Here is a 12,404-nt window from a genome sequence, read left to right on the forward strand (position 1 = left end):
TCGTAGAGGGCCACGGCATCGCGTTTGAACTGTTCGGAGTACCTGGACATGGTGGTAGATTACCTTTCTTCCAGCCCGACTGGGCTGGATATCAGGTGTCCACCAAACAGGGGTCAGGTCCACATGCATTGTGACTCTCAACCCCCGTTTTATTCGAACAGCGTAAAGAGAGCGTCAAGGGAATTTTGGTATCAGTGGTAAAGCGCACTAGCAGTCAGTTAGCGCGTGTAGGTGCCATTCCGGTGCATTGAACGAAAAACGGCCCTACTAAGGAGCAGTGCACCGCCAAAGCGATATTCCAATGTGTCAACTCGAATGCATGCTTACAAACTAGACACGCCTTCTGCTCAAAAGACGGAGGAATTTCCGAACGCTGTTCAAGCATTTATGGTTTGCATGTAGTGGAATCCGCGCAAATTTAGTGCTCCAGTGCGAGGAGATTTAGCAAGTAATGGGGAGACATGGGATACAGCGCAGAAAGGGATTTCTAAAAAAGTTACAAGCTATACAGAATATCCCTGAGGAACTTTGAGATGACGTGTAACATTTTAACGAAAGCTGAAAAACTATAAATAGTGCCACTGTGGTACTGTCAAAGATTGGCCAGTCAATTTTAACCTTGAGAAGAGGACCAATGAAGATACGAAAAATTTGCGGTGTAATAGTCGCGCTCGCCATCGGGGTATCAGGGGTGCCAATTGCACAGGCAGCCCCTTCTTTACCATCGTTACCTCAAGAAGCGCCGACACTTCCCCCGTTGCCGCAAATGCCACCGCTTCCCCCGTTGCCGCAAATGCCACCGCTTCCCCCGTTGCCGCAAATGCCACCGCTTCCAGCGGCACCAAAAAACCTCCAACCAAAGCCTCAAGTGAACCAAAACGTTCGGGAAACCTATCTGAGCTTTGGCGACTCCGTAGCGGCCAACCCTACAGCACTAGACGTGGCGGTATACAAGACTAAAAAGAACGTCCCGAATCTTGAGTGGCCAACCATTCGCAATGGCTCCTGCGCACAGGATCCTAACAACTTTGCAGTTCAGGCTGCGAAGCGTACTGGCCTGCGCCTAGAGGACTATTCTTGTCCGGGAGCGACTGCATACGTCGAACCGCACGGAAATGATGCAATCCCACATGACACAGTTCGTCAGCAGGTTGAGCGAGCAATAGCGGATCGTAAGCTCGATGCGAATACGCGGCTGGTGACTATCAGTGCTGGAGTTAACGACACTTACCAGCCAAATAACTTGCCATCAATGACTACACAGCCCCAACGAATGGCTCGTTACGATGCGGCAATGACAGGTGCTATTAACCGTGTGAAAAGCGTCGCCCCCAACGCAAAAGTAATTCTTCTGGGAATCCCAGATGAAACAGATGGGCACAATCATACGTGTGGCTCTAATCTTCTAGGGGTTACCAGTCACTGGTATTTCCCACTTGTGGCCTATTACCAAGATGAAGTGCGAGAACAGCAACGATTGGCCGCTCTGCATACGGGAAGTGAGTTTCTGGATATGGTCGCCGAGATTTCCGTTCAAAGTGGCAAGAATGGGTGCTCTAATGATCCTGGACGTTATGGTGCCTCGATCTTTGACGATTCACCGCATAAGTTGGCCGGGCATCTCACTGATGCCGGGCACGGATATTATGGTAGGCGTATTGCCGAAACTTATCGCTAAGGCATCCAAATGGGTCAACAGGCAGGCGATGGAAATAGCCATTAATCCCTGTCTATGACTTTTACTAGAAGAGACGACAATTTCGTCATTGACACAGAAAAAACGACATTATGACTCCTGAGTTTGTATTCACACTGGTCCAGAACTATCCGCTCACGACGCCGCTGGTTCATCTAACCGGTACATTGCGTTTAGACAACTTCTTGGACAGAACCTTGAATGCATGGCCGAGCATTCAACAAGTATTTCAATTATTCTAGAAGTACGCCTTCAAGAGCCATTTAACGTAGCTGTACAAATTCCTAGCTGTAAGTCCTAAAAAGACTTCAATCCGAGACGTATTACTGAGATGTGAATTCAAAGAAGGAGCTAATCTAGATGGCTGGCACTATCACCAACGCCTCGAAAAATGACAATAACTCAACTTGTTTGGCGGAATTGCCGGGACCCAAGGTTTACCCGTTTGTCGGAACTGCATATTCGGTTGACCCTAATAACATTGTACAATCCGCAACTAAGCTTGCTAAAGAACATGGGCGATTTTATCGACAGGTAATCCCTGGGACAGAGCCTTTCTATGTAGTGAGCTCCTTCGCACTGGTGGATGAACTATCGGATGAATCCCGATTCCATAAATTAGTCCACCCTGCTCTGCAAGTAGTGCGTAATTTTGCGGGGAATGGACTGTTTACTTCTGAATTTGATGATCCGGAGTGGGGCAAGGCCCACCGTATTCTCATGCCAGCCTTCAACCCGTTAGCGTTGCGAAGTATGTATGGTCAAATGACGGACATTGCGGACCAGTTAATGCTTAAGTGGTCCAGAAATTCTTCAGGAGCGGCAGTTGACGTTGCTAATGATTTCACTCGTTTGACTCTCGATACAATCGCACTATGCTCGTTCAGCTATCGGTTTAACTCGTTTTACACCGAAGGTTTCCACCCGTTTGTCAATGCAATGGCAAGAGGCCTACATCATGCAGGCCGAAAAGCGCACGCACTTGAAATTCAAAAAAAGCTTGACTTTATTGGTCAACACCGGTTCCAAGGGGACATTAAAACCATGGAAAATACGGTGGATGAGCTGATTTCAGAACGGCGTCGGAATCCCAGCGCTGAGGGTGATGAAGATGTTCTCGACGTGATGATGAACGCTGAAGATCCGTCGACCGGTGAAAAGCTAAGCGATGAGAATCTCCGTTACCAGCTCATTACTTTTCTGATTGCAGGCCACGAGACTACCTCAGGACTTTTAAGTTTTGTGGTGTATGAGTTAATCAAGAATCCGGAAGTCCTTAAGAAGGCTCGAAAATTAACAGACAAGGTTTTGAATGGTCGCTTTCCTAAGTATGAAGATCTTAAAAATCTGGGATACATAGACCAGATCTTACGTGAAGGCCTGCGACTATATCCGACGGCACCAGCATATGCTGTGACACCTTATAAAACCACCACAATCGGCGAAAATGGAGGAACGGCTGGCGAACCTGTAACTGTTAATCCAGGCGACACTCTTCTTGTCCTTTTGGGACACATGCATCGTGATCCGGCTGTGTGGGATAGCCCTGAGGAATTTAGACCGGAGAGGTTTGAATTTGAGAGTGCAAAGAAAATTCCCCACAACGCTTGGAAGCCGTTTGGCAACGGCGAGCGATCCTGCTTAGGCCGTGCATTCGCCATGCAGGAAGCGACAATGGTTCTTGCTTTAATTATCCAACACTTCGATCTTGAATTCGCTGATCCTTCATACGAACTGACCATGTTGGATGGACTCACTTCGAAACCGAAAGACCTATTGATCAACATCGCTCCGCGAGAAAAGTTCCCGTACCGGGGTCGAGGCGGGGAGTCTGAGACCGAAGCAGGTGGGTCGATTTCCGGCGAGGAAAAGTTTGACAAGGTTGCGGTTGCCGAGCCAAACGGGCATAAGCTGCGGCTATTCGTCGGATCCAATGCTGGGACTTCTCGGAATCATGCGAAAAAACTGGAAGCGTTCGCTAATTCGCAAGGTTTTGAAACGGAGGTGGCTGACCTCGATGATGCAGTTGATGACCTGCACTCTGGAGACGTAGTAATAATTGCTACCAGCTCTTATGAGGGATTGCCGCCGGAGAATGCGAAGTCTTTTTTCAAGTGGCTGACCACTGGGGACTGTCCTGACTTAGGTGAAGTAAGCTTTGCCGTAGTTGGTAGTGGTAATTCCGAATGGGCGGAAACGTTCCAACGCGTGCCGTCAGTCATCGATCAGGCTATGGAAGCGGCGGGGGCTAACCGGCTCGTCGATAGAGGAGCTGTAGATGTTCGCGGAGACTACCTCTCGGATTTCGCGGACTGGGAAAAGCAGCTTTGGCAGGCTATTGGAGATCATCTTTCGGTAGAAATTAACCGCCAAGACGAAGCGAATTCAGTTCAGATCCAGTACATGAGCGAAGGTCGAGCAGATGCCCTGTCGACCGATTCGGAGAGCGAGTTTTTTGAGGCCGAAGTTCAAAGAGTTGTCAGGCTTTCAACCGCCGCAGATGGACCGATCAATGATAAGTACCGGGTGGATATAGAGCTACCTCAAGAAGTTAATTATTCTACAGGTGACTATCTTGAAGTACTACCGCGAAATCCAGAAGTTTCAGTAAATCGCGTTTTGGATCGATTTAGGCTTTCAAGCGAAGCCCGCATAAAGCTGAACGGCAAATCTACGATTCTTCCAGTCGGCCAAGTGATGACTCTTACTGAACTGCTTACTAACTACGTTGAGCTTGCAACTCCAGTTAGTAAACAGCACATCGGCATCCTACAACGCAACTGTGTGTGCCCCCCGGAAAAGAAGGAATTGGAAATGCTCCTTGAGCCGGCCACTTATGCTCAGTTGTTGAGGAATAGGACCTCATTGATAGACCTCCTCGAGAAGTATTCATCAATTGATTTGAGCTTTGAAGAGTATTTGTCCCTCCTTGAGCCACTGAAGCCCCGCCGCTACTCTATTTCCTCCTCCTCTTTGGCGTCTACGAATCGGGTGTCCCTTACCTTCTCTAGGCTAGAGTCTCCAGCTTGGTCTGGAAGTGGAGTTTTTTCCGGTGTTGCCTCTAACTATCTAGCTGGACTAAAACCAGGGGCAAAGGTTTGCGTTTCCGTTGTTGGTGGAAACCCCCATTTCCGCGCCGATGACGTGGACAAACCAGTGGTGATGATTGGTGCGGGTACAGGGATCGCACCTTTAAGGGCGTTTATCGAGGAACGCGCGATTCAATCACGGAATAGTAGGCGTGCTGTGGAACCTGTACTACTCTTTTTCGGATGCCACGGACCAGATTCGGATTACTTGTATCGGGAAGAATTGGAAGTCTGGGAGAAAGACGGTCTAGTCGACGTTAGGACAGCCTTTTCTAGGCATCCAGAAATGAATTCTTCCCAAAATGAGGTGAAGTACGTCCAAGACAAAGTATACGAGAATCGTCACGAGGTAATGGACTATATTTCCAGGGGCGCGAGGGTCCTAGTTTGCGGAGATGCGACCAAGGTTGCGCCCTCGGTGCGTGAAGTCATGCGAACGATTGTTGGGGAACATCTCAACCTAGATGAAAGCGCTGCCGCCGCTGCAGTTGGAAAGATGGAACGAGAATCGTTTACCTATGTCACTGATGCATTTTCATAAAATTGCAACTAGGTAATTTAAGCCGTGAAAGGAAAACAATGTCAAAATACACACTGCAACCTAACACTCAGCATGGTGTTCCTAGGAAGGAAGTTGTTCGTCAGTTCCTTTACTTTCTTAACGTCATTCGGAAAAACAACATCTTTGAGTTCGGTTCGGCGCGGGAGGTAAGGTCCGACTTTGAGACTATTCGAAGGTTTGGGACGTTGGAAAGTGGCGCATTGGCGAATACCGCACGCCGTCACCCTGAACGTCTGGGCCTAGTTGATGATGACGGCGAGCTAACGTTTGGTGAGTGCTTCGAGCAAGTGACTCGACTAGCAACCGGACTTCTCAAAAACGGTGTGGAGGACGGAAGCAATGTAGCCGTCATGGCACTAAACGGGCGTGCTGCAATATTTCCGCTTTGCGCACGTCAGATGGCTGGCTACCATATTTTCATGATTAACGCCAACAGCTCTGGCCCCCAGATCGAGCGCGTGCTTGAGTTCCATGAAGTTAAAACCCTCATCGTGGACCAATGTTTCTACGAAAGGCTTACGGAGACTACTAAGAAGACGTGTCAGATCATTATTGGTCACGTGGAGGATAGCTCCTCCCTCCCTGAGGATGTCCTTACTATGGAGGGAATCATAGAAGCCGGCAGTCCTAATTTGAGCCTCCTGCCCAAAAAGCCTACGAAGTCTCAGCATGTCGTGATGACCTCGGGTACCACAGGAATGCCGAAGGGAGTTGTACGCCGTCAGCTTAAGTCGCCTCAGGGTATTGGACCGGTTTTGGACGCTATCCCATGGCGCCGAGATATGTCTGTCCTTCTTACAGGCGTACTATTTCACTTCTACGGCTGGGGTAATATGCTGTTGTGCTTATTTACCGGTTCGACGATAATTACTCAACGCAATTTCGATTCAGCGAAAGCACTTGAACAAGTGGAACGGTATGGTGTGGATGCGTGGATCAGCTCCGCCTCTCGGCTTCGCGGGATGATAGGTTATTTGGATAAGAACGGTATTGACCGCGTGCCTGGCCTTGAGTTTGTAACGTCCTCGGGTAGCCCCCTCACCCCTTACGAGGTGCAAAAGGTAAATCAAAAGTTCGGCCCCATTTTCCACAATTGCTACGGTTCCACTGAAACTTCTGGTCTTGCGATTTCTGCAGCCGAAGACTTGGCGGCAGACCCAACGTTGACTGGTACTATTCACCCAGGCTCAATGATTGAGATACGAAACGATGACGGTCAAGTGGTTCCCGACGGCGAAGTAGGGGAGATTTTCGCCGGTGCCTACGACATGTTTGCCGGATATACCGATCCATCAATTGATATTAAAACTCAAAATGGGCTACTGCGTATGGGTGATCGCGGCTATAAGAAGGGAAATAAGCTATACGTGGGCGGGCGTGCGGACGACCTAGTAATTACGCAGTATGGTGAGAAGATTTTCCCTTCTGAGCTAGAGGACTTACTGATCCGAGACAGTCGTGTCGCAGAGGTACATGTACACGGCGTTCAAGATCCTGACTTTGGCCAGGCTCTCCGTGCCTACATCATTCGGGAAGACGGCGTGAGTTCGGAGGAGCTTACAGAAGATGAAGTTCGCCGGCTAGTCCGCGAAGGCTTGTCCGACGCGCACACTCCTCGCGACGTGTTTTTCGTTACTGATCTTCCTCGCAACCCAATGGGTAAGGTTATACGCCCTGAGCTTCCTGGCGAGTCGACAGCCTAGAGAGTTCGATTCGTCTGTGTAGGATGAGATTTTCTAAGCCGATTCTCTCCTCTGCTTGCCTCCTGATATGAACCGGCCCCAAAAGTTGGACTGGTTTAATTCTAGGTGGTTAGACGTTCAAGGGCTTGATTCCGATAGTGCATCGGGGTCAGGCCCTTTAGTCGTTGTTGGATGGGTTCGGTTTTGTACCACTGGATGTAATCTTCGATAGCATGGGTGAGTTCCTCGACGTTGCTAAAATCCTCTCCGTGGTACATATCGGTTTTAAGTGTCCGAAAAAGTTGACCATTACTGCGTTGTCGTCACAGTTGGCTTTACGCGACACTGACTGAACACCGCCGTTGTCGTGAGTCAAAGTACGCCAGGTCGACTGCTGGTATTGGAAGCCTGGGTAGGTGTGCATCATCCACCCAGCCTTCGGCGCACAGGCCGCAATCGCTTTTGTCAATGATTTTGACGATAAACGCTATCGACAGTGATTTAGACACGGTGTGAGGGACAATGGGACGGTCGATGAGATCCATTACTGGGGACAAATACACTTTGCGGCCTGCAGTCCTAAACTCGGTAACGTCGCTAACAAAGATGGTGTAGGGCTTGTCTGGAGTGAACTTGCAGTCAAACTTTTTGCCAGCAATGCGACGGATGGTTCCTGCGTAGGAAGTAAAGGGCTTGCGCTGACGGATTTTGGTCCGAAGGCCCATCTGGCGAATGAGCTTGTAGACGAGTTTGTGGTTGACCAGCCAGCCTTTATTACGCAAGTCCGGCAACACTTGCCGGTGGCCGTAGCGATGCTTGTTGCGCCCGATGCTTCCTAGGATTGTTTGCTTTACCGCAGCATGCTTATCTGGCTTTTCGAGTCGCTTTTGATCGTAGAAGAATGTCGCCCGTGGCATACCTGCCGCTGCTAGGAGGTCTTCCAAGCGGTGTGGCGGCTTGGGGTTAACGATCGCCTGTTTTTCAGGAGTGTCCCTGGTTTCTCAAGTACCGCAATTTTTTTTAGATAGGCATTATCGGTTCGCAACTGGTCGTATTCGCGAGGCAATTTGTCTCCTTCAGTAAGCATCTTCGGGTTAGCTGCGCCTTTAGGCCTACCCTTCGGCTTGGGCTTTAACGCTTCATCACCGCCTTTTCGCCATTTCCGCGGCCGATCTCTGACCACCTGATCTGGCGACAGGCCAAACTCACGGACAAGATTGTACTTTGTCTCGCCGGCGAGGTGGCGTTGGACAACTTCTTTTTGACCTCGAAGGAGTACTGCTGCTTTGAGGGCTTTTCACAAGACACAGCTTGTCATGGAGCAAGAACCGACGAAACAAAACACGGACTAGATCAACGCGAACACCAACTTGATGAGCTGCAGCCCAGTAACCATAACTCTTCGCGAAACGGGCCACCAATTCTCCCGCTGCCTAACTGACAATAAACTACGTGCGCGAATACAACTGCTCCCCACTAGAGTAGGTAATTAATTTCTCAGGTCAACTAATGAGGCGCAGTACAATACGGGGAGGGCTGAGGGGCTTCAGTTGGTAGTACTTCTGAAGGCCGGGGTGGTGAAAAGTTATATAGCGGGGGCGCTCTACATCCAGCTAAAACTACGATCAATCTAGCAAGTTTCTCAAATTTTCGAGATGCCCCCAAGATTAACCAGAGCGACTAAACTACTCTTCTTCAACATAACTGAATGGGGACCGTTCCTCGACGGGGATTCGGTGGATTCCTTTTTCGACTGCTACCCACTGGTTGTTATATTGAACAATTAATTGCTTAAAAACTATTTTGATACCGTACTCATATCACTATATGAGAAAGCCTGGAGGCTTGGGGTTAAGTATCAATCAACGCCGAAGCAAGTTGCTACTCTGAAGATCCCTAAAATGCCCGCACCCCCAAACGTTCTATCTTCGTTGTTTTGTGACGAAGAGGGCTGCCGTTTTTGAGAAGAACGCCCTTTTTGTGTTTAGCTCAGCTACTTCTTTACTGGGCATGTCAAGTTTGGAGGAGTGCTCGTCAGTATCCAAGTCCCGCTAACTTGGCCGTCCATCACTCGAGGATGACCTCTGACACCCGAGTTGGTTGATTGGCGTAGACATCGGGAAGCTAGGCACCGTAAAATCCTCTCTCGCCTAGCTACACGAAGGCCGTGGCCGTATTAACGCGTCTTGTAAAAAGTTATTGCGACCAAGAGGTCTCCGTCAGACGCATGAACGACCAAATAACCGCGCTCGGTGTTTACAATCTGAGGAAATCACGAGCCTCCGAACTACCTAAGGCCCGAATTTCTCGACTACCTGGGCCAGAAGCCACTGAAATTTTCAACTGCTCCGCTCGGGCAGGAGGTTAGCGAACCTTGCGGGCGATTTCTTGTGCCATGTGTTGTTGGCCTAATGCGGTGGGATGAGCGATTAGATTGCCCTCGGGAAGCCCGTGGAAGTTGGAGTTTCGTTGATCCGGCGGTTTGCACCAACCTTCATCGTCATTTGGGGGGCTGATGTAAGTCGTGTGTGACTCCAAAGCTGCTTGTTTAAGCGTATAGTTCACCTTAGTGAGAAAGCTTTCAATGTATCGTCGATCGCTTAGAGAGAGAAAGCCACTTTCTGGGCAAATGGGCTCTGAGGTCGCGGCGGTGTAATAACCTGTGAAGAATATTTGGGCCGCCGGTGCGCGTCTCTTTACATCGTTGGCTATATCGATCATTCGCTGTTTAAGATTCCTGCCAGTGAAATCGGGGTTGTAGATACTTCCATCTGTTACAGGCTCGGCGAGGGGCGCGCACTCGGGCAGTCCGGGAATTTGAACGTGGGGTGCGCAACTAGCAAAAAGGGCGGCTAAGCCTGCGTCGTTTCCCCCGAGACTAATGGTGACTATTTTTGTGTCGGGGGTGAGATGTTGCTTCTGAGGACTTGGAGCGGTGAGCGGCAGAGTGTGATGTTGAGGGTTGTCATATTGGTAGGTAAACGCCCAAGCGCAGGTGGCATCGTCGAGCTGGAGGTTGAGGAGCTCAGCTAGTCGGTGGGGGTAGTTGTCTCGGTCTCTGACGCAGGCCGGGGTGCTCCCCGGAGCAGGCCGTGTGATTGTGCCCGTGGAGGCGTAGGAGTCCCCGAGTGCTACGTATTTGTCTCCTGGTCGGAGGGCTTGAGCGGAGGGTGCTAGGGCCGTGGTTGTAAGTATTGCGGTTAAAAGTGCGGCAGTGATTTTTTGGGCGTGCAAGAGTCTATCCAATGTACCAGGGAAGAAAAGCCTAGGCCTTTGATTGTTTACTCGGAACTGGCGGCATGGGGCTATTTTGCAATGTTTCGCCCAATGAACCGGCCATATTCGTGTGTGCCGTGGGCATTGAGGTGGAAAGGCAGGTTTCCTGGTGCTGGTGGCATGATGTCGACGAGATTTACCCACCATCGGTCTGGGGAGCAGGCGTCGTGTCCTTGGGACATCGGCCATGCGTCGAGGAAGGTAGCGTTGTTTTTTTGCGTGACTTCACGGAGTGTGTTTTGGAGGCGCTGTTCGGTGCCAGCGGTACTACCGGCTGGGATGGGTAGTGGGTTTGATGACCCCAAGCCACTGTTGTAGCAGGACATGTTATTGAAAGATACATGTGGGTAGCCGACAACAATGACTTTAGCATTTGGTGAATGGTGATGTGCTACGCTAATGGCGTTACGCAGACCGCTTCGGATTGCGCGTTCCGAAGCAGCAACATCAGACCCGTATGGGTATGTATCGTTGGCGCCTGCGACAATGACTACGTTTTTGGTCTGTGGGTTGAGATCGCCGCGTTGTGCTGCAGTTCGAAGCGCGTCTTCAATGTGTATACCGCCAGTTGCGAAAGAGGCGCCTGCGCATTGGTACTGATCGACGTGGGCGCCCCCAGAAGCGATGGCTATTTCATTGGCAATGGAGCCGTCGGTGACGCAGCCTACTCCAGTATTTGTCTTGACTTTGGCTTTATTTTGCAAGAAATCGGTGAGCGTTGGGTTTGCTACCACGCTGTCTCCGGTGAGGACAGTGTTGCCTGGTACTGCGGCTGTTGCAGTGATATTTCCGGCCATGAGAGCTGCGGCTGCGATGGAAGTTGCAACCATTTTAGTGTGGAGTCGCATTCTTAGGTTCTTCCTGGGATTGTCGTCTCGTTAACGCTTTTGAAGTTCGCTGGTGATGATTCTGGCCATTCCGTCGTGTCCGATATCTGTCGGGTGCATAGGCATGACGGAAGGTGCTGCTTGAGTTTTCAACGCTACAGTCCAACGCTGAGTGGCGTCAGGTTGGCAAGTGTCGTGGGTCTTGGCTTGGTCATAGAGGTTGATGAAGTTGGCTCCTAAAACTTGTGCTGCGCGTCCGATTTCACGGTTGAATTCGGCTTCCGCATTAGTAGCACCTGGGAAGGAGATAGGCACAACTCTGATGCCATCGTTAATCGCGCACAGCGTGTCATTTACAGTCATTGGCAGGTAGTTGACCATAGTGATCCGCGCTTTGGGGGCAACTCGGCGGATTTTGTCGAACTCTGAGCTGAGTAGCGCTCGATAGTTGGATCCTTTGGGAATGTTTGGGAGGGTGGAGTTGGCTAGGGCATCTATATGAGTGTCTGGCTGAAGTCCTCCGTACATGAAGACGACTTCTTTAGTGTGGTACCGGTACGAATCGCGTCATTTACGTAGGCGTCCACCCAGTAGCTGGTTCCGTTGCAGGAGTAATCTGCGAGGGTGTAGTGGAAGTTATCGGCGGTTTGATGTGCCCAGTTCCGTTTGTCATTAAAGCAGGGGTGGATTTGGATGTAGGGCTTGTAGATGCGCGGCTACCAGGTGCTCCGCCGTTGGCGGTAAAAGAATCACCGAAGGTTACCATTTCCTGCCCTTGGCTTGCGTTGGCAGTTTGGGTGAGGGAGAAACTCGCGGTGAGGGCGATGAAGCCGGCAGTTATCCTGTTTTATATTTTTCATGGTCTTAGGGATCGGGAACAATAGGAGTGTGTGAGGTTTGCTCATCACCCTGACAAACGTAGTGCTTATACAGAGAAAATCCAATTCTGAGGGGCGGTAATTCCTGTTATGGGGGTGAAAATTGGTAGCCGTGTGAGTTTAGAGGCTCTTGAATCCGAGTCTGTGAAAGTATCATTTTTCCGTTTGTGACAAGTGCGAGTTTCCCAGCCTAAGTGTTTTGAAACAGTAACGCGTGAATAGGCGCTGATGCACCGGTGTATATTTAACTAGCAGAGGGAATAGGTGCAGCGGGAGTGCGCGAACTCTATGAAATACTGCAACGTCGCGTATAGAAAACCGGTTTTCCGCTGACTTGCAACCGTCGTCCGAAACGATGGCCGTACGGCCACTGACAGCCAGTCAGAGGAGGGGG

9 protein-coding genes are annotated in these 12,404 nt (G+C 50.2%); 3 read left to right on the forward strand and 6 right to left on the reverse strand.

From position 1 onward, the window contains the following. The first annotated feature begins 868 nt into the window (after positions 1–868). The 3 genes from RAE07_RS08725 to RAE07_RS08735 all read left to right on the forward strand — a co-directional run bounded on the left by RAE07_RS08725 (position 869) and on the right by RAE07_RS08735 (position 7,050). The gene (locus RAE07_RS08725; protein ID WP_198010439.1) at positions 869–1,678 is read left to right on the forward strand and encodes a GDSL-type esterase/lipase family protein; all 810 of its coding nucleotides are present in this window, start codon (positions 869–871) and stop codon (positions 1,676–1,678) included. Positions 1,679–2,056: 378 nt separating this feature from the next. Next, a complete protein-coding gene (locus RAE07_RS08730; protein ID WP_248099971.1) occupies positions 2,057–5,326 on the forward strand; it encodes a cytochrome P450 in 3,270 nt (1,089 codons plus the stop codon). Positions 5,327–5,364: 38 nt separating this feature from the next. Continuing rightward, the gene (locus tag RAE07_RS08735; RefSeq protein WP_259825171.1) at positions 5,365–7,050 is read left to right on the forward strand and encodes an AMP-binding protein; all 1,686 of its coding nucleotides are present in this window, start codon (positions 5,365–5,367) and stop codon (positions 7,048–7,050) included. 101 nt (positions 7,051–7,151) lie between these two features. Here the strand turns inward: RAE07_RS08735 and RAE07_RS08740 are convergent, their stop codons facing one another. The 6 genes from RAE07_RS08740 to RAE07_RS08760 form a co-directional block, all read right to left on the reverse strand. Next, the gene (locus tag RAE07_RS08740; RefSeq protein ID WP_234288152.1) at positions 7,152–7,307 is read right to left on the reverse strand and encodes an IS3 family transposase; all 156 of its coding nucleotides are present in this window, start codon (positions 7,305–7,307) and stop codon (positions 7,152–7,154) included. Between the two features lie 57 nt (positions 7,308–7,364). Then, complete coding sequence (locus RAE07_RS08745; RefSeq protein WP_317001695.1) at positions 7,365–7,973, reverse strand: IS3 family transposase; 609 nt, start codon at positions 7,971–7,973, stop codon at positions 7,365–7,367. Next, on the reverse strand, positions 7,958–8,227 hold the full coding sequence (locus tag RAE07_RS08750; protein ID WP_317001734.1) for a hypothetical protein: 270 nt from the start codon (positions 8,225–8,227) through the stop codon (positions 7,958–7,960). The genes RAE07_RS08745 and RAE07_RS08750 overlap by 16 nt, the downstream gene beginning before the upstream one ends. 1,166 nt (positions 8,228–9,393) lie before the next feature. After that, positions 9,394–10,452, reverse strand: a complete 1,059-nt coding sequence (locus tag RAE07_RS11945; protein WP_369075971.1) for an SGNH/GDSL hydrolase family protein — start codon at positions 10,450–10,452, stop codon at positions 9,394–9,396. Further along, positions 10,335–11,135 (reverse strand): GDSL-type esterase/lipase family protein, encoded by an 801-nt coding sequence (locus RAE07_RS08755; protein ID WP_259825176.1) that lies wholly within the window; start codon positions 11,133–11,135, stop codon positions 10,335–10,337. The genes RAE07_RS11945 and RAE07_RS08755 overlap by 118 nt, the downstream gene beginning before the upstream one ends. A gap of 48 nt (positions 11,136–11,183) precedes the next feature. Next, positions 11,184–11,495: an SGNH/GDSL hydrolase family protein gene (locus tag RAE07_RS08760; RefSeq protein WP_259825177.1), complete on the reverse strand. Its 312-nt coding sequence runs from the start codon at positions 11,493–11,495 to the stop codon at positions 11,184–11,186. Positions 11,496–12,404: the final 909 nt, after the last annotated feature.

The sequence above is a fragment of the Corynebacterium nasorum genome, from assembly GCF_032821635.1.
Lineage (GTDB): Bacteria > Actinomycetota > Actinomycetes > Mycobacteriales > Mycobacteriaceae > Corynebacterium > Corynebacterium kefirresidentii.